The 23854-nt window shown below is 46.3% G+C and carries 19 protein-coding genes; 11 read left to right on the top strand and 8 right to left on the bottom strand.

Annotated features, from left to right (window positions below; genetic code table 11):
- Positions 1–13 precede the first annotated feature (13 nt).
- Positions 14–1483, top strand: coding sequence for a magnesium chelatase (locus ABV409_RS08255; RefSeq protein ID WP_353877106.1), 1470 nt, complete (start codon positions 14–16; stop codon positions 1481–1483).
- A 3-nt stretch (positions 1484–1486) separates the two neighbouring features.
- Here ABV409_RS08255 and ABV409_RS08260 read toward each other — a convergent pair whose 3' ends face one another.
- The gene (locus ABV409_RS08260) at positions 1487–2695 is read right to left on the bottom strand and encodes a DUF418 domain-containing protein (RefSeq protein WP_353877107.1); all 1209 of its coding nucleotides are present in this window, start codon (positions 2693–2695) and stop codon (positions 1487–1489) included.
- 117 nt (positions 2696–2812) lie between these two features.
- On the opposite strand from ABV409_RS08260, the gene ABV409_RS08265 reads away from it, so the two are divergent.
- Positions 2813–3694: an alpha/beta hydrolase gene (locus ABV409_RS08265; protein WP_353877108.1), complete on the top strand. Its 882-nt coding sequence runs from the start codon at positions 2813–2815 to the stop codon at positions 3692–3694.
- Entirely contained in the window at positions 3681–4487 is an 807-nt protein-coding gene (locus tag ABV409_RS08270) for an alpha/beta hydrolase (protein ID WP_353877109.1), read from the top strand. The genes ABV409_RS08265 and ABV409_RS08270 overlap by 14 nt, the downstream gene beginning before the upstream one ends.
- Here the strand turns inward: ABV409_RS08270 and cysM are convergent.
- Entirely contained in the window at positions 4471–5355 is an 885-nt protein-coding gene (cysM, locus tag ABV409_RS08275) for a cysteine synthase CysM (RefSeq protein ID WP_353877110.1), read from the bottom strand. The genes ABV409_RS08270 and cysM overlap by 17 nt on opposite strands.
- Positions 5348–6139 (bottom strand): serine O-acetyltransferase EpsC, encoded by a 792-nt coding sequence (gene epsC, locus ABV409_RS08280; protein ID WP_353877111.1) that lies wholly within the window; start codon positions 6137–6139, stop codon positions 5348–5350. Before epsC ends, cysM begins: the two co-directional genes overlap by 8 nt.
- A 93-nt stretch (positions 6140–6232) precedes the next feature.
- Between epsC and ABV409_RS08285 the strand changes: the two genes are divergently transcribed.
- Positions 6233–6913 (top strand): DUF2461 domain-containing protein, encoded by a 681-nt coding sequence (locus ABV409_RS08285; RefSeq protein ID WP_353877112.1) that lies wholly within the window; start codon positions 6233–6235, stop codon positions 6911–6913.
- On the opposite strand, the gene ABV409_RS08290 is transcribed toward ABV409_RS08285, so the two are convergent.
- The 4 genes from ABV409_RS08290 to ABV409_RS08305 all read right to left on the bottom strand — a co-directional run bounded on the left by ABV409_RS08290 (position 6899) and on the right by ABV409_RS08305 (position 12260).
- Positions 6899–7312 carry a glyoxalase gene (locus tag ABV409_RS08290; protein ID WP_353877113.1) on the bottom strand — a complete coding sequence of 138 codons (414 nt, stop codon included), beginning with the start codon at positions 7310–7312 and terminating at the stop codon, positions 6899–6901. The two genes, ABV409_RS08285 and ABV409_RS08290, sit on opposite strands and share 15 nt — an antisense overlap.
- Before the next feature lie 126 nt (positions 7313–7438).
- Positions 7439–10471, bottom strand: coding sequence for a WD40/YVTN/BNR-like repeat-containing protein (locus ABV409_RS08295; protein ID WP_353877114.1), 3033 nt, complete (start codon positions 10469–10471; stop codon positions 7439–7441).
- A gap of 51 nt (positions 10472–10522) precedes the next feature.
- The gene (locus tag ABV409_RS08300; protein WP_353877115.1) at positions 10523–11290 is read right to left on the bottom strand and encodes a LolA family protein; all 768 of its coding nucleotides are present in this window, start codon (positions 11288–11290) and stop codon (positions 10523–10525) included.
- Positions 11291–11414: 124 nt separating this feature from the next.
- Positions 11415–12260 carry a phosphatidylserine decarboxylase gene (locus ABV409_RS08305; RefSeq protein ID WP_353877116.1) on the bottom strand — a complete coding sequence of 282 codons (846 nt, stop codon included), beginning with the start codon at positions 12258–12260 and terminating at the stop codon, positions 11415–11417.
- Between the two features lie 188 nt (positions 12261–12448).
- Here ABV409_RS08305 and ABV409_RS08310 point away from each other — a divergent pair, with 188 nt between their 5' ends.
- The 7 genes from ABV409_RS08310 (at position 12449) to ABV409_RS08340 (ending at position 22481) form a co-directional block, all read left to right on the top strand.
- Positions 12449–12850 carry an acyl-CoA thioesterase gene (locus ABV409_RS08310; RefSeq protein ID WP_353877117.1) on the top strand — a complete coding sequence of 134 codons (402 nt, stop codon included), beginning with the start codon at positions 12449–12451 and terminating at the stop codon, positions 12848–12850.
- Positions 12851–13241: 391 nt separating this feature from the next.
- Complete coding sequence (locus tag ABV409_RS08315; protein WP_353877118.1) at positions 13242–14912, top strand: ATP-binding protein; 1671 nt, start codon at positions 13242–13244, stop codon at positions 14910–14912.
- A 10-nt stretch (positions 14913–14922) separates the two neighbouring features.
- A complete protein-coding gene (locus tag ABV409_RS08320) occupies positions 14923–15303 on the top strand; it encodes a response regulator transcription factor (RefSeq protein WP_353877119.1) in 381 nt (126 codons plus the stop codon).
- 23 nt (positions 15304–15326) lie between these two features.
- Entirely contained in the window at positions 15327–17384 is a 2058-nt protein-coding gene (locus ABV409_RS08325; protein ID WP_353877120.1) for a HEAT repeat domain-containing protein, read from the top strand.
- Positions 17374–18804, top strand: a complete 1431-nt coding sequence (locus tag ABV409_RS08330) for a glycosyltransferase family 2 protein (RefSeq protein ID WP_353877121.1) — start codon at positions 17374–17376, stop codon at positions 18802–18804. The genes ABV409_RS08325 and ABV409_RS08330 overlap by 11 nt, the downstream gene beginning before the upstream one ends.
- A 9-nt stretch (positions 18805–18813) precedes the next feature.
- Positions 18814–21195 (top strand): sulfatase-like hydrolase/transferase, encoded by a 2382-nt coding sequence (locus tag ABV409_RS08335; RefSeq protein ID WP_353877122.1) that lies wholly within the window; start codon positions 18814–18816, stop codon positions 21193–21195.
- A complete protein-coding gene (locus tag ABV409_RS08340) occupies positions 21192–22481 on the top strand; it encodes a YaiO family outer membrane beta-barrel protein (RefSeq protein WP_353877123.1) in 1290 nt (429 codons plus the stop codon). Before ABV409_RS08335 ends, ABV409_RS08340 begins: the two co-directional genes overlap by 4 nt.
- On the opposite strand, the gene ABV409_RS08345 is transcribed toward ABV409_RS08340, so the two are convergent.
- Positions 22478–23776 (bottom strand): glycerophosphodiester phosphodiesterase family protein, encoded by a 1299-nt coding sequence (locus ABV409_RS08345; protein ID WP_353877124.1) that lies wholly within the window; start codon positions 23774–23776, stop codon positions 22478–22480. The genes ABV409_RS08340 and ABV409_RS08345 overlap by 4 nt on opposite strands.
- Between the last annotated feature and the right edge of the window lie 78 nt (positions 23777–23854).

Consider the following 23854-nt stretch of genomic DNA (forward strand, 5'->3'; position numbering starts at 1 on the left):
CGATAAAACCACTATGACTTTGGAAATAAAAAAAATAACGACCCTAGGAGCACTCAAGGAAACGGGCTATCGTTCGAAAAGCATCAAAGATGAATTGCGCGACAACCTGATTGAAAAAATCAAGGCAAAGGAAACGGTATTCACAGGAATATGGGGCTATGAAGATTCCGTAATCCCTGAATTGGAACGCGCGATACTCTCACGCCATAACATCAATCTACTCGGGTTGCGCGGACAGGCGAAAACCCGTTTGGCCCGCCTGATGGTCAATTTGTTGGACGAGTACATTCCATATGTTGAAGGTTCCGAAATCCACGATGATCCCTTCGCGCCTATGAGTCGCTTTGCCAAAGAACGTCTGGCCGAAATGGGCGATAAAACCCCGATTTCCTGGCTACATCGCGATGAACGTTTCTACGAAAAGTTGGCCACACCGGATGTAACCGTTGCCGATTTGATCGGCGATGTGGATCCGATCAAAGCGGCGAACCTGAAATTGAGCTATGCCGATGACCGGGTCATCCATTTCGGGATGATCCCCCGGGCAAACCGATGTATTTTCGTTATCAATGAACTTCCGGATTTACAAGCTAGGATCCAGGTGGCTTTGTTCAATATCCTTCAAGAAGGGGATATCCAGATCCGTGGTTTTAAATTGCGCTTGCCCCTTGATGTCCAATTCGTTTTTACCGCCAATCCTGAAGACTATACGAATCGGGGGAGCATCGTAACCCCTTTGAAAGATCGTATAGGATCGCAGATCCTGACCCATTATCCGGAGTCAGTGGCCATTGCCAAAAAAATCACCAAGCAGGAAGCGGATCTTGACCAACGCCAGAGCGCACATATCCATGTTCCGGAATTAGCCATGGATCTTTTGGAGCAGATCGGTTTCGAAGCGCGAAACAGCGAATATGTCGACGCGAAAAGCGGGGTTAGTGCGCGAATGAGCATCACGGCCTATGAAAATCTTCTCAGCACCGCCGAGCGGCGTATGCTGACCCTGGGGAGTGCCTCGACCACGGTTCGCCTGACCGATTTCATGGGGATCATACCTGCGATAACCGGTAAGATCGAACTGGTTTATGAAGGCGAACAGGAAGGAGCGGCTTTCGTTGCCGACACTTTGTTGGAATCGGCCATCACTTCCCTTTTTCCAACCTATTTTCCAAAAATCGGAAAACTGGAAAAGAAAGATGCCGTAACCCCCTATGATGACTTGGTGGCTTGGTTCTTCGATCAAGAAGGGTTCGAATTGTTGGATGCCGATGATGATGCGGATTACCAACGAAAATTGGCCAAGATCCGACCGTTGAACAGCCTAGTCAACGAATTTGGGGAAAACGTTTCCGATGAGGACAAAGACTTTTTCAAAGAGTTCTTGCTTTGGGGCTTGGTGGCCCATAAAAAATTGAGCAAGCATCGTTTTCAAGAAGGAATGCAGTTCAAAGACCTCTATGGCGGTTACATCAGCCGCTTGTAAGGATTAACTTTTTAGCGGAAACCGTTTGAAAAATGTGAGGCTTCTCCAGAGCCATTCCAAGGGGCCATAACGAAAGTGCTTGAGCCAAAGGGCACTCAACCACATTTGCACCGCCACGACAAATATCGCCATCAAGAACACGTAGCGCTGCGGTATTTCGGCCAAATAACCCAAACCCCACCCGAAGAATATAAAGGTTCCGAGAATGCTTTGGGCTACATAATTGGTCAAGGCCATTTTGCCATACGGGATGAACTTGGCCAACCATCGTTGGCCTTTCGCCTTTTTATAGAAAATGACGAAGAAAGCCACGATCAAAACCGTCATGCCCAAATTCATTAGATCGAAGAAGGTCAAACCGATCATGGCCGGCCAAGACTTAAAGTCGACATTGGGGCCCATACTCGCAAAGATGGCGATCATGCCGATAACGGCGACAGCAAAAACAATAAGTCCACCGACCCAAAGGTTTTGGGTGAATTTCTTTTCTGTCGCATAGTTTTTGAAGAACTGGGTCCTGCCCATACATAGCCCCAATAAAAAGAAGGCAAAGGTCAAATAACCCCTTGAGAAGGTTCCGAATTGGAACTCCGCCTTGTTGATATTGCCTTCTATGGCGTTCGACGCCATGACCTCAGATAGCGATCCGTTCTGCAATAATTCAAAATAGGCCGCGACCATAGGGCTGTCAGGGGTCAACTCTTCTGAAATGAACAATCCGTTGCCTTGGGTAAGAAAGAACACCACATAGCGCCCGACACCCAAAAACAGCAAGGCCGCCAAAGCAACAATCCATTTGTTGCCCACTTTGAAAAATGGGATCAAGAAAATGCCTAATACTGCATACAAGGTCAATATATCACCACGATAGAACATGCTATGCACGAAACCAATGGCGAACAACAAGACCAAACGCCACAAAAAGCGAGGGGCGAAATTGCCACCTCGTTGGGCACCATTGTCCATTTGGATAAAAAAACTGAGTCCGAATAAAAAGGAAAACAGGGCGAAAAACTTTCCGCGGAGGAAAAACGCTACGATACCATCGGCCAATTGATCGATAAATCCAGGGCTCATCGCTTCAATAGCGGATTGTGGGATCGGGGAAGCCACAAAATTCTCAAGCATATGGGCGAATACGATACCAGCTAGGGCAAAACCCCGTAAAGCATCGATGATCTCAATCCGTTGGGTATTGTTTTGGGAGGTCATTTAGGTCGTTTTTTGATGGTGTTGTGAAATTAGACTTCAAGATAACCAAGAAGTTACAACTTGGGGTCTTTTTTGATGGAAGTATACCCCTTTATGGTTTTTTTGTATTTTCAAGCAATGCAGCCTTGGCTATACATAACGATACTGATCGCAGCGGTTTATGTGCTTCTCAGTCTGTTATTGTATTTCTTGCAGGATTATTTCCTTTTTAAACCTGAAAAACTCACGGCTGATTTCCAGTTCCATTACGACAATCAAGAAACCGAAGAATACAATATCGAAACCCGCGACGGGGCCGTGATCAACGGCCTGCGCTTCAAGGCCAAAGATCCAAAGGGTGTGGTGTTTTATTTGAAAGGCAATTCGAAAAGTATTAAAGGGTGGGGCAAATTCGCCGTTGATTTCACCCGACATGGTTACGACGTGATCATGGTCGATTACCGGGGCTTCGGAAAAAGCACGGGCCGCCGTACCCAAAAGGCCGTAAAGCGGGATATGCAACTCATCTACAACAAGATCAAGGACAAGGTCGCTGAGAAGTACATCATTCTCTATGGACGATCATTGGGGTCGGGTTTCGCTACCAAATTGGCGTCAATGAACGACCCCCGCATGTTGATCTTGGATGCCCCGTATTACAGCTTGAGCAAAGTAGCCAAAAAGTACATCCCTTTTATGCCATTGTCCTTATTGATCAAATTTCCTATGCCCACATATAAATGGATGAAGTACGTAAAATGCCCCATACACATCATTCATGGTACCGACGACAAATTGATCCCATACAAGACCAGTGTAAAGTTGTCACGCATCCAACCGAAAACCACCACCTTACACACCGTTATCGGTGGGGGACATAAAAACCTGAATACCTTCGAGTCATACCATCAGATGTTATCCGATATCGTACACTCCAAACCGACCAAAGTCGATTTGGAAGGCTCAAGCATCAATGTACAACATACCTCAAAAACCAATAAAGCCGATGCGAAGGCTTAGAAATATCGCAGGGGTCGTTTTGGCCGTATTTATGATTGGAACCGCATTGTTATACTTCGTACAGGAAAAAATCATTTTCTTGCCGACCCAATTGGCCATCGACTATGAGTTTCGTTTCGAATCCCCCTTTGAAGAAGTTTTTTTAGATGCTAGCGACGGTGCCCGATTGCACGCCCTTCACTTTACAAGTGACCGTCCTAAAGGGCTGATCTTATATTTTCATGGAAATGCCGGTGATCTTTCACGTTGGGGAAAAATTACCCAATACTTCGTGGAACAAGATTTTGATGTCCTCATTTCGGACTACCGCACCTACGGGAAAAGTAGGGGCACCTTGAACGAAGCGAACTTACATCAAGATGCCGAATTGTTCTATGCGTATGCCTTGCAACGGTACAACGAAGCCGATATCATTGTTTTCGGTCGGTCGCTAGGGGCGGCGATCGCCACCCCGCTTGCCGCAAAACACCGGCCAAGACAACTCATTCTGGAAACACCCTTTTACAATTTGCATGATGTAGCCAAAACCCGTTTTCCCTTCTTGCCGACAAAGGCCCTTTTGAAGTATAAATTCGAATCGGATAAGGGCATTGGTAAGGTGAAATGCCCTATCGCCATCTTCCATGGCACCGATGATATGGTAGTACCCTATGACTCCGGCAAACGCTTATTCGAAGCTATCGAAAAGGCACCGAAAAAATTGTATACCATTGCAGGTGGCGGTCATAACGACCTTATTGAATTTGAAAGTTATCGAGAAGGAGTAGAGATCGAACTCAATCGAAAAGATTAGCCGATAGATAACGATCGCCACGATCGCAGACAATGGAGACGATGACCCCATGGTCCAATTGCGCCGCCAGGCGAAGTGCCACGGTGGCCGCACCTCCACTGCTCATTCCTGAAAAAATACCTTCTTCTTTAGCCAGGCGTTTGGCCATAGCGACGGCCTCGGTTTCATCAACGAACAAAATATCATCCACTTTACTGGCATCGAAAATACCGGGCACATAGTCTGGAGACCATTTTCGTATCCCGGGGATCCGTGAACCCTCTTTGGGCTGAACCCCGATGATTTTGATGTTGTCGTCCTGTTCTTTAAGGTAGGTGCCGGTACCCGTTATGGTACCTGTCGTGCCCATGCTTGATACAAAATGGGTCAACTTACCCGCTGTGGCTTCGTATATTTCAGGTCCCGTACTAAGGTAATGGGCTTTCCAATTGTCGGCATTACCAAACTGATCGAGCATGATATAGCCTTCGTTCGCCACCTTGTCCATGACAAAATCACGAGCACCTTCGATACCGATATCCGAAGGGGTCAGGGTCACTTTTGCCCCATAGGCCCGCATCGTTTGAACACGCTCTTTCGTCGAGTTTTCGGGCATGACCAATTCGATATCAAGGCCATAAACACCAGCCGCCATGGCAAGGGCGATCCCAGTGTTGCCACTGGTAGCCTCGATAAGCTTGCTGTCCGCATTGAAATCACCGCGCTCGATTCCCCTTTTGATCATATGGAAGGCAGGACGGTCTTTCACGCTTCCGCCAGGGTTATGGCCCTCTAATTTAAAGTAGACATCCACATTCGGGTTGGTGTTCAACCGCTGTGATTTCACCAAAGGGGTATTCCCGATGAGTGCTAAAACGGAATCAGGCATTGGTCACGGTTTTTATTTTGATCTCAGGGGTATGGAATACGGTCGAATGCGGAGGCACCGAAGCCGTCACCCAAGCGTTACCACCGATTACCGTATGGGCACCAATGACGGTTTCGCCTCCCAAAATGGTGGCATTGGCATATAGGGTTACATGTGATTCTATGGTCGGATGACGTTTGGTACGGTGTAAGCTTTTGTCCACATAAAGCGCCCCTAAGGTCACCCCTTGATAGATCTTGACATGGTCTTTGATCACTGCCGTCTCACCGATAACCACCCCGGTCGCATGATCGATGAAAAAGGCCTTACCGATCTTGGCCCCCGGATTGATATCGACTCCGGTCTGCCGATGGGCGTATTCAGTCATCAGCCGTGGAACAAGGGGAAAACCGGCATCATACAACTCATGGGCGAGACGATAAATAGCTATGGCGTAAAAGCCAGGGTAGGCCATATACACTTCTTCGATCGATAAGGAGGCGGGATCACCATTTAGAATGGCCTCCGCGTCGAGATTCAGTTTCTCTAAAATCTCAGGCAAGCTGTGAACATAACGCTCCCAAACCTTGGAACAAGGCTTGTCCGTATTCCAACAAGCCAAATCGACCAAGGCCGAAAAATCGTTGGCCAAGGGGTCCAAGTTGTCCTTAACCGGAGTGTAGCTATCGAAAAGCGTATGGAACAAACGGTCCGTAAAAGCTTCCGTCTTCCTTTTTAACCTATAGTCCAAGTAGGGTTGTTTCTTATGAAACTGCAATTTTTTAATGATTTCTTCCGTGTCCATTTTTTGATCGTTGCTTCGTCCAGATGTTAAAAGTAGCTATTTGAAGAAGTACAAATGGTTAACTTTAGCATAAAATATCGAATCCTTAATCGTATGGACGCGCCTAACATTACAAAGGCCAGTTTGGATTTTTTGAAAAAACTGGAAAAGAACAACAATCGCGAATGGTTCACCGAACACAAAACCGAATTCAAAAAGCACGAATCGGCCGTAAAGGAGTTCTACCAAGCGGTTATGGAAGGACTGAACCAGCATGATGAGATTGAAAAAATGAAATTGTTCCGCATCTATCGCGATGTTCGGTTTTCAAAGGACAAAACCCCGTACAAATCGCATTTCGCGGGATCGTTCGCCCGATCAGGCCCCAGTAGGAGAGGAGGCTACTACTTGCGTTTGAAGCCTGGGGAAACTTTTTTGGCCACCGGTTTTTGGGATCCCAATAAAGAGGATCTGTTCCGTATCCGAAAGGAATTCGAATTGGATGCCGAAGAATTCCGTGCGGTTATCGGTGACCCTACGTTCAAGGATATCTGGGGTGAACTTCAGGGCGATGGTGTCAAAACCGCCCCGAAAGGCTTTGACAAGACCCATCCGGATATTGATTTGATCAAGCGAAAGCAATTTATCTTCGTTCGGAACTTTACCGATAAGGAGGTATTGTCGGCTACGTTCATCGATGAGATCGAACGTTCCTTCAAAGCGATACGGCCCTACTTCGATCTCATGAGCAACATCCTCACTACCAATTTAAATGGGGAATCACTGATAGATTAACACATCCGATTCAAGCAGCTGTACTTGATCCTTTATCCTGGCGATGACCATATTCATCATGCGTTTGTTCAAAGCGGATGAGTTTTGGATGTATTCGTTATATTCTTCCAAAGTGAACTGCCCGATGATCATCCCCTTTAGCGAGTTTCGGAATTTGATGTCTTTTTGGATGGCCCGCTCGATGTAAAGCAAACGGTTTTCAACGTTCAGTTCGTAAAACCGGTTCTTATGTTTACGGACGTAGTTCTTGAATGCAGCCAGTAACAAGGGGTTTTGCAACTTGATAATCGGCCGGAGGCTTTCGTTTTGGAAGTATTCCTCGTTACGGGTATCGGCATAAACTTTGGTCGTCGTGATCGTGGGGCGGATGCTTTGGAGTTTTGAAGACCTATCGTCCATATCGCAAGTTTTATTAAAGGTATGACTTTGAAATCCTCTCCCTTGGATGTACTTGGATAGTTTTCAACGGGGATATAAACAAAAAAACCGCATTTTTCAATGCGGTTTCTTTGAATGGGAAGCGAATTATTTGCTTTCCAGGAATTCGTCAAAAGACTTTAACTCCAGTTCCTGTTTCTTCAAATATTTCGTTTTGATCTTGGCAAAATCGGCTTTGGCCTTATCGAAGCGTGACGCGATTACATTCAGGTTATTGAGCTCCGCAGCCGTAGGCTTGTCATAGCTCGATGCTACCTTACTGTAAAGGTCCGCCATTTTTTCGCGCAATTGCGGTTCGGCCGAACCTACATAGTTGTCACCGGTAGTGATCACCAAGGTTTCTTTCAAACCGTTCAATTTGGCCATGGTTTTCTTGTCACCCTTTCCTTCGGCATTCGCAATGATCTCATCGACCTCATAGACCAAATAGGCCAACTCTTGGGTCATGTCATACAACCGATTCGTGGTAGTGTTCTTCAATTCCCTGTCTTTTGCGGTCAACGGGGATTTCGGATCGTATACCAAATTGAAGGTGTGCTCAAAAGTTTCCTTTCCTTTCTTCATCACGGCTTTATAGGTGCCCTCAGGAACCTGGGGTGAAGTAAATCCACCGAAACTGAAGGTCTTCCCTTTGGCTACTTTAGGCTGCTTACGGGTATAGTTCCAGTTGACGATATTGATTCCTTTCGATTTACCTGGGCCTAAGGTCGATACGACATTGCCGTCCATATCATGGATTTCCATGCTCATTTTGCCAAAGGTGTGTCGTTTCTTCAAGTAGTACTTGATTTGGACTTGCCTCGTTTTGTTCCGACCGACGAATTGCGTCTCGGCACCGAAGTTGCCGGAGAACCCTCCGGTTTCATTGATTACCGTTTCAGGAGTGTCGAAAAAATGGACGTTCTTGGTCAATACCTCGTCATTGATATCACGAAGTGGGGAGATATCATCGAGAATGATGACCCCACGACCATGGGTGCCCAAGACCAAATCATTGGTTTTCTTTTGCAAATCAATGAAATGGATGGCCACTGATGGCATGTTGTTCGTGAACTTCTTCCAGTTCTTTCCGCCGTCCATGGTAATGTATAAGCCGAATTCCGTTCCAAGGAACAGTAAATCCGGATTGACATAATCTTCTTGGATATTGCGCACAAAACCTACTACATCGTCTGAAATGATGTTGGTCCATGTTTTTCCAAAATCAGTCGTTTTATAGGCATACGGATTTTGATCGTGCATGGTATGCCCATCGAAAACAGCATATGCCGTTCCTTTATCAAAGCTACTGGCCTCGATATGGTAACACCAAATATTCTTGGGCAGGCCAGGAATGTTGGCTACTGTGTTCGTCCAGGTCTTTCCGCCATCTTGGGTCACTTGGACGTTACCGTCATCGGTACCTACCCAAATGACGTTTTGATCCAAAGTGGATTCGGCGATGGTAAATATCGTGGTATGGTTTTCAGCTCCTGAATTGTCTTTTGAAAGACCTCCGGAATCCTCTTGGTTTTGTTTTGCCGGATCATTGGTGGTCAAATCGGGAGAAATGATTTCCCAAGTATCACCCATATCTTCCGATCGGTGTAGGTATTGGCTACCCATGTAAAAACGATCGGGTTGGTGGACACTGATCGCCATAGGGGCATTCCAGTTCCAACGTAGTTTTTGATCTTCACTATCGGGAAGGGGTTGGATGGTCTTGGTCAAATTACGATCTACATCGTAACGCCATACGTTTTCGGCCCCTTGCATTTCGGAATAGATGATGTTCTTGGTCGGATGTTTCAACACCCTGAAGCCATCTCCTGCACCGACGGAATTCCAGTCACGTGCCTCCACACCACCAGGTGATGAGGAAGGACCCCACCAAGATCCGTTGTCCTGCAATCCGCCATATACATTATAGGGCTCGGCATCATCAACACTGATGTGGTAGAATTGCGATAGGGGAAGGTTTTCGACGATTTCCATATTCGTGCCACCATCCCAACTGCGGTAGACCCCACCGTCGGTACCGACATACATCACATCGGAATCTTTGATACTGAACGCGATATCGTGGATATCGGAGTGCATATTCCCTAAGCTTTTAAAGGTTTTACCTCCATCACGCGAAATCGACCCGCTAAGGCCGCCTTTGACCACGACATCCTCATTTCGGGGATCGACTACGATCCTTGAGAAATAAAATGGACGTACCGTGATTCCGAAATCGTTGTTCAACTGTTCCCAAGATGCACCGGCATCGTTACTGCGATACAACCCTTTACGTTCATCTTTTTCCGCTTCGATGACCGTGTAGAGCACGTTTGAATTCGAAGGGGCAACGGCAATGGCCAAACGACCGAGTTTCCCTGCCGGAAAGCCGTTATGGATCTTGTTCCAAGTTTTTCCGGCATCAGTCGATTTGTACAACGCACTGTTGGCACCTCCCGACTCGAAAGACCATCCGGTTCGGCGGAATTCCCACATGGAAGCATATAGAATGTTAGGGTCGTTCGGGTCCATCGTCAAGTCGGCACAACCGGTCTTGGCATCGATGTACAAGAGCTTTTCCCAAGTTTCGCCTCCATCATTCGATTTGAACACCCCACGTTCATCACTATCACCCCAGAGTGCACCAAGTACACCCACGTAGACTTCTTTGGAATTTTTAGGATTTACGATGACATTGGCGATCCGCTCCGATTTCTCGAAACCGATTTTCTTCCAGTTCGAGCCACCATCGATGGATTTGTATAAACCATCACCGACGGAAACGCTGTTGCGAGGCCAGGTTTCACCAGTACCCACATAAATGGTCTTATCGGGATCGTTAGGGTCCAATTCGACCGATCCGATAGATTGGCAATAGTCGTCAAAAATAGGATTGAAGGTCGATCCGGCATCGTTCGATTTCCAAACCCCACCACCGGCTGTTCCGGCATAAATAATTCGGCTATTGGTCGGATGGACTTCCATATCGTTGATTCGACCGCTCATTAAAGCAGGGCCGATATGTCGTGCGTTCAGGTCACCAAAAAGGGCTTTGCCATCAATGGATTCCAAACTTTGGGCATGTCCCACAGCAACGGGCAACATCCCACAAGCAAAAATCGCTAGGATAATTTTTTTCATTTTCGATACAATTAAAAAAGACCCTCGGTTAAGGGTCTTTCGGGTGTTGCGTTATTCTTTTTCTTCGGCTACTTCTTCAGGAAAAGCGAATTCGGCAGCATCGATGCTTGGATTCAGCTCGATGGAATCGATGGTAATCGGCTGACCTTGTCCATCTTTGATCCCTTGGGTCATGGAGAAAGGAAAGTAAAGTCCCTCGACCTCTTGGTAATCGCTCATGGTGGTTTCGGAAATCATTCCTTTGGCTTGACCTGATTTGATTTCAGACTGAACCGCGATAGGAACGAAATTCTCCGTATCGAAAAAGTAGAAAGAAATATCGTCTTCTTGGTTACCGTCGACCATAATCGGCTCTTTGACCAATTTTACTTTGAAGGTCTCCGCGCCATCGATGGTTTCTTTACCCAACAATTCAACAGTATACCCTTTCGCTTGGTAATCAGCGAAAGAATCAGGAAAATCATTGATGTTCAACTTGAAATTGGCCGTTTGTTCGGCGTCGCTTTTTTCAGCTTTCATCGTCATGAAGTTATGGCTCCATAGCGTTTCCCCATCAAAAACCCCTTGCTTGATGACTTTACCTTGAAAAGTGATCTTGGTCATTTGGCGACCGTCTTTCATTTGGTAGATCTCGATCGGGATCTCCATCCCACCTTGATTGACCTTTGCGGTCATTTTCAATCCATCCAGGGCTTTGAAATTATCCAAGCCACCAATGTTCTCAAAATAATTGCTGATGATCTCATCGGCGGTTTGCGCCTGTAACGGCAGGGCAAATGCAATAAGTAGCATTGCAATGCCCAAGTTTAGTTTTTTCATTTGAAGTGATTTAAATGTGTGTTATTCTGGTTAGTACTAAAATAGGGGATTCCGTTACAGATAAATCCTAAAAAAAACCAAAAATCCTACACATTTAAAAGAAGATCGACCAACGGCCCGTCCTTCAATAACTTGCACCGACTTCCACAAACGAATTCCGAAGATGGAACCGTGGTGAAACAGGAGACGCCATACAGCAAGTAGAGCCTAGGTAAAACAAGGCCAATTCACCCAATTTTTTCACTTTGGCCCCTATGGCCACATCGGCATGTAAAGCTATGGTACCCACCGCAGGCCCTCCAACGATGGAAAGATACCATGTGCGGCCCTGACCGTCAACGATATCGATATTGTACCGTTCGTTTCGAAAAGCGGGCAATGAAGGATTCTGTTTGTAGATCCATGGGCGCAAAACCACTAAATCACCCGGCACATGCTGGATTCGGCTAATGGTCCCATCAATAGGGGCATGGATCCGATGGTAGTTCTTATTATGCAAGAACACATTGGTAAAGGTATGCGTGCTGGGCACTTCGGCACCAAAAACCGTTTGGACCCCACGACGGTCGCATTTGACCTGCACCGTATCAATGGCAGCGACCTTATCTTCTTCGCAAAGGAGTCCTTCGCAAGGCCAAACCCAGGGACTCTCATTTTTTGGAAGCTCTTTGAACTCCCGGGTAAAGAAGTCCTGAAAAGTCTCGAATTCGGTTTTTCGACCTGGTGGATTGAATTTGTCCAAATAGGTTTCATCGTTGTAGTTGACCTTGATGTACGGTTTGATGATCCATTTCGAAATCGGTTTATCGTAGATGCTGGCATACCATTGCGATAGTTTTCTTTGGGTCGTGCTCGGCAGACCACCCCAAATCTTAACGGAAAAAAAGCGGTAGAGGTAGGCCCGCCAATGCGGGACTTGGAATACGGTAAAACTAGGATCGGAATAGTAGTTGTCGGTAGAAAGTTCCATTTGTTGATGATGAATGTTCGTTTATTGGTCTTTCAATTTATTTTTTCGTCAAAACCATTCCCAACGAATTAAGAAAACTTTATTTCCGGCTTAACAAATTTTATAATTCGGTAAATCCAATTGTTAAGAAAAGGGGAGTAGGGCTATCAAGGGTATTAATACTTAATTTTGCAACAAAACCTTTAGCTATGCGATTTCACACCAGAAAATGGGTCAAACCAGAGGACTTGAATGCCAATCGCACGCTTTTTGGCGGTAAGGTATTGGCTTGGATCGACGAAGAAGCCGCTTTATATAGTATCGTGCAACTCGAGAACAAAAAGGTGGTGACCAAATACATGTCGGAAATCAACTTCATGAGTACGGCCGAAGAAGGTGATGTGGTCGAAATCGGAATCGAGGTCGTGAAGTTCGGAAAAAGCTCGCTTACCTTGAACTGTGAGGTCCGCAATAAGATGAACCAAGAGACCATTGTCACGGTCGACAACATTATCATGGTCAATTTGGATGAAAATGGCAAGCCTTTGCCACATGGTAAAACCAAAGTAGAATACGTAAAAGACCGGCTCGCTAAAAATCAGGAAGAATAACTGATTTATTTTTTATAACACTGTTAAACAGTGGTTTAATGTCAAGTATCTAAATAATAAGTTTATATTTTGAGTTGGTGTGGAAAACCTTCCAAGCCTTGTCTAACCCACTTATTATCAGCACTTTTTCAAGTTTCTTCAAGACTATTCCAAGTTTGACATAGGTTCCGCTTGGTACTGAACAAGGTGTTCTGCCACACCTACAATTTTCGTCCTTTGACAACAGTTATCAGGCCCTAGGTAACAATTTATTGCATACACTAGGTGAATTGGGGAGTTTTAAAAATATATAAACCAGTTTGTTAGGTCAATCGACCCCGCAAACCTTTACAGCATTTTTAAATTGAATACCCGAGAATTACTATCGCACTTATCGAAGCTGGAAACAGGCTTGGATAGCTTCTCTTTCACCGAATTGAATTCCAAAGAAGCGCAAAAACTCAAACAATCGTTCGAAACCTTCAAGACCGGTCTTGAAGAAAAAGTGTTCGGAGAGCCTGAATCGGCTGCTGCCAAGTCAGCAGGACCTAGCGAGGCGGAAACCTCCCTGGTAGCAAACGTCAGCCATGAAATTCGAACACCACTGAACGGAATCCTAGGGTTTATCGAGCTCTTAAGGGAAACCGAATTGGATGTCGAACAGCAGCAGTTGGTCAATGCCATGGGTACGGCTTCCAACCATCTGATGGACATCATCAATGAACTTCTGGAATTCTCAAAACTGGCCGCAGGGCGGGAGACCTTCGAACAGGTCCCTTTTCATTTGGTCAACTTGGTGAAGGAAGTCTCCTTTCTTTGCCAAACCTTGATCACGGAAAGCCAAGTCAAGCTTGAAGTCGAAATCGACGAAAATATCCCCAACCACCTCGTTGGAGACCCTTCGAAGCTATCACAGATCCTGTTGAACTTGATGGGTAACGCGATCAAATTCGTTAAGGAAGGGGAAGTACGGTTGAACATCCGGTTAAAGGGTAACGAAAAACAACGGACCTATTTGGAATTTGAGGTTTCCGATACCGGCATCGGTATCGCCAATGATCAACTGAAACGCATATTCGAATCCTACCAACAAGCCGAAGACGACACCTTTACCAAATACGGAGGGTCTGGATTAGGACTTAGTATCGTTAAGGAAATCGTAGAAAAACAACAAGGTTGTATCGCAGTCAAAAGTACCTTAGGGGTAGGCACGACCTTTCAAGTCATCCTCCCATTCGGAAAAACCAGGGAAATGACGGCTGAATCGGTACCGCCGGTGGTCAAACCGAACTTGGATCCAAAAAGCATCCGGGGTGCACGCATTTTGGTTTTCGAAGACAATACCATGAACCAAAAACTGATGTACAACCGATTGAAGAATTGGGGTTGTAAGAGCTACATCACTGAAAATGGAATTTATGGACTTAAACTGTTGGAAAACCACCCCATCGATTTGGTATTGATGGATTTGCGTATGCCCGGTATGAACGGACTCGAAATCACGAAACGCATCCGTGAAAGCCACATCGCCCGTGTACGCAACATCCCGATCATCGCCGTCTCCGCGGATTTCAGCTTGAACGACCAAAAACATTGTCGACAGTGGGGCATCAACGACTTCATCTTAAAACCCTATGATTCAGAAGAATTGCAACTAATGATAGCGAATCATATGGCCCAATCAGCGACCCAACACCTTGGATCCATTGACGCTGCCGAAGCCTCGCAACGCTACCCACTGATCAACCTTGATCCCATTGAGAAGGAGTGCCTCGGACAGATCGAACTGCTTGAGGAACTGGTACGACTGTTCAAACAGAACATGCTCGAGTTCATCGGAAATGTGAAATTGCATTTAGACGGTCGTAACATCCAGGGCATTGGGTTTGCCGCGCACAAAATCAAGTCGAGTTTAAAGATGATGGAGGCCAAATCGTTGTCCGATTTATGCGAGCAACTTTCCGAAGAATGCAAAGACGGTGGCGATTTTCAAGTATTGAAAAACCTGTATTTGGAGTTTGTCGAGGCCTACCCCCAAGTTGAACAGCTCTTGGATCAGGAGATGGAAAAAAGAAAATCATAAAGCCGACGCCTTGGAACGAAACAAGATCTTATTGGCTGAAGACGACGAAATGCTGGCATCATTGCTGAGCTACCGCCTCGAAAAGGCGGGTTTTTTCGTTACGGTAACCCAAGACGGTAAAGAAGTCTTGGCCGCATTGGAAAATGAACTGCCGGATGCCATCATCAGTGATATCATGATGCCCTATTGTTCGGGCATCGAGCTGGTGGATCATTTACGCAACTCGATACGATCGGGTATACCGATCATTTTGATATCGGCGGCTTCCAATGAAGACAATGTACTAAGTGCCCTCCAAATGGGGGCCAATGACTTTATATCGAAACCGGTAAGTCCTTCTGAATTGGTCGTACGGGTCACTCGGGAAATCAATCGTTTTTACGCCACTTGATCTGTAACGCAAATATCGCCCTATTGCCTAAGATCCATTCGGATCTATTATGGGACCTGACCATGCTTTTCGGCATTTTAGGCGGGGTGTATTTTGCCTTTATCTTCCTTTTCAGGAACCGGATTTCCAAGACCTATCTAAAAACCATTGCAAAGCGTAAGAAGCTGGCGCCGATCATCAGTAATTTCCTGTTCCACAGTGAAACGGATCCTGAAAGTGAACAACGTGACTATGTCAAACTGAAAATCGAAATCAGGGAATACCTCAACGACCGTAGGTTTAGAAAAATCTTGGCCGATATCCTATTCGATTTACAGAAGGATGTTTCAGGTGAGACACAAGCGCGCTTGTTCCGTTTGTTCAAGGAAATGGGACTACACCACGATTCTATTGCGAAATTGCGCTCCTGGCACTGGCCCAAGGTATCGAAAGGGATTTTGGAGTTGGCCCAAATGCAGGTCTCCGTTGCGTATGAACCCATTAAGGCCTTCGTCAACGATAAAAGGCGCGTCGTGCGAAAGCAGGCCGAATTGGCCCTTGTAGCCATGAACAAAGGCGGCATCGAATTCCTTCTCGATACGACCACCTACACCATCAGTGAATGGCAACAATTGAAACTCATTGAGGCCATGGCCCGTTTGGAGGATTTCCGTCCGCCAAAATTCAAGACGTGGCTGACCTCCGAAAACCGTGATGTGGTCTTGTTTTCATTGCGATTGATCAAGCACTACAACCAACGTGAAGCGGAGCTTTCGATTATCGAATTGACCAAGCATAAGGAGGATGTGATCAAAATCGCTGCCGTACAATGCATCGCTCATTTTGGCTTCACGGAAGCCCTAGAGCCTTTAAAACAAGTGTTTTGGGGGTGTCAAGTACCCGTTAAAATCCAAATCCTGACCGCGGTTTCCAAAATCGGGGGTGCTTCCGAACTGGAATTCCTCTATCAGGTAAAAGATAATGAACAACACTTTTCGGTAGCGAGCAAAGCGATGGGGGCGATCAATACCATCCGCCCAGATTCCGTACTACCGACCAAAGACATCTTGGACGACCTTTCTTTTTCCGATTTGGAAGTCCATGAAGAAACCGTGGTGACCAAAACGACCATTTTGGATACCACCAAGACGGATAACGACTTTCCAAAGCCTGATGAAAAAGAAACGTCACCTTTGGATATCGAAGTCCAAGAAGTCGAAGTGTTCGATGTCATTGAATCCCCGTTGACACAACCACAAATTGCTGAAAATCCGGAAGAAGCCGAACCTTCGACCCCTTTTGAGTTGGAGCCGTTGTCAGATGATATGGATGAAGCGGTCAACCATTCCTTGAATTTAATACCCGCCAACGAATCGGCACCCGAAACACCTGATGATCAGAAAGAGGACTTTAGTAAGCTGACCACCGATGAGCGAATCAGTTTTGTCAACGATCATACGAAGGCACACCCCAAACAACAGACCGATTTCTTGGAATTCGTCGTCGAGAGCGACGGCGACAGCGAGGTACGCTACCAAGCCTTCAAGAACATTAAACAGGCCAACAAGGCGGAGCCTGAAACGGAAGAAACCGTCAAAGAAAACGATGGGGATACCCCTTCAATGGCCGAAGACAGTATATTCTACAGCCTATTCAACCACGCCTCCGATGAGGATTCAAAAGAAATCCTGATCAAGGAATTGATCGAATTGGCCGACCATCGTGATCTACCGTTCTTGTATGGGGTGGCCAAAGAGACCTCGAATACGACATTGAGCAAACTGGTGCAAAAAGCGATTTCCATTTTCGAACCCGCAAAACAACAGTTTGATGAAGTGGTGACCAAAGTACGTGATACAGCGGTTCAAATTACCGATTTGGAAGTTTCGTTCACTGAAATCAAGGTTGAAAAAGCCATCGAACCGGAAGCTACGAGGTCGAACAAGCTCCCCTTGGAACTTTGTTTTTTATACGACGAGCTTGGGATCAAACCTTCAAAAGAAGAAGATACCGGTTTTGATTTTGAATTGTCGGATGAGTTTTACCTCGAATTAAGACGGGAAGCCGTTTCACCCAAAAACCAGGATCAGGATGGGGAATAGCTTTTTCGACTTATTGATCGAATACATCAACATCATTTTCATGGTGTTCACGGTGGTCTTGTTTACCATGTTCAGTTTCATGGGCTATTTTTCGACCCGCAATGCCATCCATTACAAAAACAAAAACAGTTTTGGGGATTTGAGCAAGGTCATGGCTTCGCCGATCGCACCCTCCATAACCATCATAGCGCCCGCCTACAACGAGGGCTTGAATATCGTTGAAAACATTCGATCGCTTTTATCGTTGAAATACGTGAATTACGAGGTTATGGTGGTCAATGATGGCAGCAAAGACGATACCCTTGAGAAAATGATCGCTGCGTATGATCTTGAAAAAATCGACAAGCCCATCGACCCGAACTTGAAATCAAAGCCCATTCGTGGCATCTATCGATCGAAACATCGTTCTTTTTCGAAATTGACGGTTATCGATAAGGAAAATGGAGGTAAATCGGACGCCTTGAATTGCGGAATTTATTTATCCGAAAACGATTATGTCGGCTGTATCGATGTCGATTGTTTACTCAAACCCGATGCCTTGTTGCATGTGGTCAAATCGTTTACGCAGCGCTCAAAAAAGAAGGTAATCGCCGTTGGCGGGGTCATCAGGGTCGCCAATTCATGCCGAATTACAGGTGGGGCCTTGGAACAGATCAATTTACCGAAGAACTGGTTGGCGAAGTTCCAGCTGCTTGAGTACACCCGCTCTTTTCTATTGGGACGGATGGCCTGGGGGCGCATCGACAGCCTTTTGATCATCTCCGGGGCCTTTGGGTTCTTCGATCGTCAGATCGCCCTTGCAGTTGGCGGGTACGATACCGGAACGGTGGGGGAGGACATGGAAATCATTTTCCGCATGCGTCGCTATATGCATGACCTACGGCAGCCATACACGATCGAGTACATCCCGGATCCTTTGTGCTGGACCGAAGTCCCAGAAGATCTTAAGATGTTGGTAAACCAACGCGATCGATGGGCTAGGGGCAACTTGGAAACCTTGTTCAAACACAAAGACATGTTCTTCAATTCGAGATTCGGTCGTTTGGGATTGATCAGTTACCCCTATTGGTTTTTTTACGAATGGTTGGCACCGTTATTGGAGTTTTTCGGGTTTTTCACCATCATCCTATTCGGATACCTAGGCATTTTGAATTGGTCGTTTTTTCTTGCCTTGACGGCAACGATTTATGCCTTTTCCATCATGTTTTCATTCTACGCCATCCTTTGGGATGTCTATACCTATAACGAATACACCAAAACGAAGGATATCTTGACCCTCATGCTATGTGCCATCATAGAACCATTGACCTTTCATCCGGTCGTGGTATGGGCGGCCATTCGTGGTAATTATAAAAAATTGACAGGCAAAAAAGCAGGATGGGGATCCCAGGTCCGTAAAGGATTGGGCACGACCTCCTAACGAAATATCATGAACACCAGTCAACTCGAACGATATAGTTTAAAGCAGTTCACCAGACTCATCATTGCATTCTTTTTGAGTCTGTTGGTCCTGTATGCTTTTCAATACGTGACCCTTTACATCAAAGGGGTGGTCGACACGATTTTCAGTGCGAGTTTGGGTATTGCCATTGCGCATCAAATGGGCTACACCTCATTGATCGCGGTCATCTTGACCTTTCCTTATAATTTTTGGGAGAATTACCGTCCGAGATGGGGTTTCAACTTGATATTCTCGGTGCTGGTTTTCCTACTGATCATCGAGGCTATGCTGATCAGTTATTATACCACGGCATTGGTGCCTTTGGGTTCCGATTTGTTGGGCTATAGTTTTGCCGATATCAAGGAAACAATTTCCAATTCAGGTGGGATTTCGATTTGGGCCATCGTAGGCCTTGCCGCGATCATCGCCATCTTTATCGGAAGCTATAAGCTGACCTCGCGCTACTACCATTTTATCGGAAGGATGTATCCCTTTACCATCGTCTTGTTCAGTTTGTTCATTTCGACCTTGTTTTTGGAAGGGAAGCCTATCAACCAAAACAAAAGTCAGTATTTGGCGGTCAATCTGTACAACAGCTCTACGGAAGACACTACCTATGAGGCCGATGTCGAATATCCGCTCATCAAAAACCATAGTTTCGATAACGTACTTGCCCCATTTTTCGAAATGAAATCGGAAAAACCGAATCTGGTGTTTTTCATAGTGGAAGGTCTTGGTCGCGATTTCGTGGGTGAAAACGCCGAATTCGAAGGGTTTACACCTTTTTTGGACTCCCTGAGCCGAAAATCACTGTACTGGGAAAACTGTCTCAGCAATACCGGACGTACTTTCGGGGTCTTGCCCGGTATCATGGGGTCCTTACCCTTCGGTAAAAGTGGTTTTATGGAATTGGAGAAGTATCCGAACAAGTTAACGCTGTTCAGCATCCTAAAGAACAACGGCTATAAAACCTCGTTTTATCAAGGCACCAATAGCTCCTTCGACAATGTCGATCGTTTCTTACAAAGCGAAAATGTCGATTTTGTGTTGGATAAATCAGGTTTTGGTTCCCAATATGAAATGCAGGCTGAAGATGCCGCGGGTTCTTCTTGGGGTTATCCTGACATGGAGCTCTTTAAGAAAAGCATGAGCTTGAAACGTGCCGACGGCCAAGCCCGGATGGAAGTCTATATGACCATCAGCAACCACGAGCCCTTCATACCGCCGCGACAAGCGCATTATGAAGCGCAGGTGAAACAAATCTTGAAAGGTAGCGGACTTGATGCACGCACCCAAAAGGTCATCCGCAAGAACGACAATGTATTCGCAACCTTATTGTATACCGATGACGCCTTACGCTATGCGTTCAACGCCTATAAAAACCAACCGGGTTATGAAAACACCATTTTCATAGTCACCGGTGACCACCGATTGATCCCGATTCCACAGCGAAACACTTTAAGCCGCTTTCATGTACCCTTGATCATGTATAGTCCGCTGTTGAAATCACCCCGCAAGATGAGTGCGTTGAACTCACATTTCGATATCACGCCGACCATCCTTAGCCTGCTTGAAGGGGCCTATGAGATGAAAATGCCCAGGAAAGTCGCCTGGATGGGGGGCTCTTTGGACACCGAAGTCGCCTATAGGTCGACGAAAGACATCCCGCTCATGCGAAACAAAAACGAATTAAAAGAGTACGTCAGCGGTGAAAAACTGTATTCAGACGGTGCGACCTATGATATCGACGCATCGATGAACCTGAGCAGTTCCTTTTCTGGCGGGGGTATCGACAAAAAACTAAAGGCGTTCAAGTCCATGAATGCATATGTCACCAGCCAGAACAAGATCATTCCCGATAGTTTGGCCATTTTTTCGGTCAAGAAAGAAAAGTTCACTGAAAGTGAAATGGTCTGGGTCAGCAGTCTATACAACGGCCAGAATTTCGATCGGTATTATATGATCGCCCGGCAGTTGGCCTTCGATAAGGACTATGACAAGGCATTGCTGCTTTGTCGGTACATCTTGTCTGAATCACCCAGTCATATCGACACCAAGGTCCTGACCGGTCGTATCAATGCTTGGCGGAGGGACCGTGATAAGGCGATTGAAATACTACAAGACTGTATTGCCACCAACCCCAACTACATCGACTCCTATGCGGCCCTATTCGATGTGTACTTCTGGGGTGATCGCCACTACCAGGCCCTAGAACTCATCGAAACCGTACAAGCGAACAGTTCAAGCGCCCATATGGTGGCCGATAAAATCGCAAGGGCCAAGCGTGAAGCTAAAAAACACGGCGTGCGCTTACCAAAGAAAAAGAAAGAAACAACGGATCAAATGGCCAGTTTAAGTTTGGATCAATGATGGGAAGTAACCGCACATACACGCTGCTTGTACTGGTCTTCATGATCTTTCGACTGTCGGCCCAATCAGTTGCCTTTACCGACATGGAAGCCTTTGAAGAAGCCTACGAGTTGGCCTTTGACGACAAATACCAAGCGGCCAAAACCGTTCTCTTGGAAGCCGACGTGAACAAGAACGACCAACTTGAAGCACAGCTCTTGTTGGCCCATACCCACAGTTGGGCAGGGCAATATGGAAAGGCCAGGGAGCTTTTCAACAAAATCACCACGGTCCATCGATCGAACCGCACAGCGTGGATATCAGCCGTCAAAAACGAATTATACGCGGGCAACAACGCGATTGCTATAGGCCTGGCCAATAAAGGGCTGGTTTATATCCCCAAAGATCGCGAATTGCTGCGCCTGCTCAGCATGGCAAAAACGCGGTATGCCAAAACGGAGTATCCTGCATTGGGGTGGCACAATCAAGACACCCGACCTGCTAAAAAAGCGACCAAAGTAGCTGCTACTGGCCCTCCGGCCCCTGAACAGATTACCGAACCCGAATTACCGAAAAACCGGATCGGTGTCAATAATTCGTTCACGGTGTTCAGCGAACGCTACGACCCCATGATTTTTTCAAGTGTTTCCTTTTTGAGACGGACCAAATTCGGAAGCATTATCCCAAGGATCAATTACAGCAATCGATTGGGTCAGCACGGGGTGCAATTCGATATCGACCTCTACCCGAAGATCGCCAAGAAGATGTATGCTTATATTAATTATGGGTATTCCAACGCTGAAATCTATCCGAGTCATAAATTCGGTGGGGACCTGTATTGGAATTTCAATATCCCGGCCGCCTTTGAATTCTCGGCCGGCGGACGGTTCATCAAGACCCGAACACAGGATATCACCATCATTACCAATTCCCTTGGGCATTACAGCGGCAACTATTACTTTTCGCTTCGTTCGTACATTACCCCAAGACCCGATAACCTCACGCGTTTTTCATCCAACCTTTTGGTGAGAAAGTACTTTAGGGATGGGGAGAACTTTCTGGGCTTCAACGTGGGTATGGGTTTTTCTCCGGAGTTGCGCCAATATTTTTCCGGTGAGGAATTGCTTTCGGAAACCATTTTGTATATCGAAACCCAACGTCTGAACCTCGAATACCAGTTTACGAGTAAGAACAGTCCGAATATCTACCGGATGAACCTAGGGGTACGAAGGCAGGAATTGGCCTTTGATTCAGGCCGTTTCTTTTGGGGCATTTCAGCCGGGATCAACTATCAAGTGAAATTCTAGTCTTCCTTAGGGGCACCCCCATAAGCATCGAAAACCCAGTTATCGGCATACATACCGTAGACCAGGCCCAACTCGTTTTCCTGTACGTACACTTCGTCTTTTCCAGGGTCGAAATTGACATTGTATACGAACACTTTAACACCTTGGTCCCGTAGGGAAGCAAGTAGTTTTTTATGCGAGCTGACGATGCGTCTTGAGACGGCTGCATATTGAATGTTGTTGATGGCGAGGTAATCCAAGGCTTTACCACGTAGGGCGAGCAAAGGTTCTTGTGAAATCATGGCGGCAATGCCGTTTCTTGATGCCTCCTCTAGGGTCAACCTACTGAAGAGCTCCATGATCAAACGGTCTTTGTCGACAAAGGTTTGGGCGAAGGCCATGGGGTCGTTTAACTTATCGGTCACCAGATAGGCATCGGGATGGGCCGCGAACCACGCATTGATGGCCGGCAAATCCATGGTACGGTAATCCCCGTAAATTTTATGCTTTTTAAACTCCTTTAAGGAAGGAGGGAGGCTCCCTTGAAAATCCGTGAAACGCGCCCACATTTTCCAATCGTGTGCGGCTACTAAATGTCCATCTGAAGTAGTTATGATGTCCAATTCGAAATAGCGGAACCCTTTTTTGTAATTCGCATCCAAAGCCTCGATGGAATTGGTAGATTTGACACCGTTGACCACACCTGCGGCATGGGCGATATAGCGATCGTTTCGGGCATCAAAAGTGTAGGTTTCCTTTGGGAAATAGATGGTCGGGTCCGAAATGCCTTCCGGTACCGTGATGTTCTGGTTCAACTCCGTACCGTCGACCCATTCCTTCAATTCGCCATTGAGGTTGTGTGCGACATAAGCTTCACGGCTTTTCAATGCAGCCAAGCTTTCAAAGCCCAAAGCCTCTAAGGCTGCGGCATCACCAAAACTACCGGGTACCGCGGAATCATGGGCCAAAAGCACAAAATAGGCTTGCTTTGATCGCAGCTGTCGCAAAAGCTCCAACACTTCTTGTCTGGCCTCGACACTACCATAGGTGTCAAGGGTTTTGTATTCGACGGTTGAGCTTGAATTGAAATGGATGACGGTCAATCCTCGTTGCGCGTATTCCTTTTGGCCGTCAAGACCGAACCAACTCCGTTTTTTCGCATTGAAACTACAGCTTGCCAACTGTAGTTCCGTTTCGCTTTCAGACCGTTCGGCCATGGCATTCAGCGCATTGGGAATAGCAAGACAGATCACCCAAAAGAAAAGGGACAAACGATAAAAAAGCGTTGGACTTACGATAGTGGAATTGAAATGCATGGAAACCGGTTATTGGGTTCACCCGTACTTAATAGGAGTAGGGGTACCCTTAAAACGGAATTGCCCATTCCTTATTGC

The organism is Flagellimonas algarum, assembly GCF_040513375.1.
Taxonomy (GTDB): Bacteria; Bacteroidota; Bacteroidia; order Flavobacteriales; family Flavobacteriaceae; genus Flagellimonas_B; species Flagellimonas_B algarum.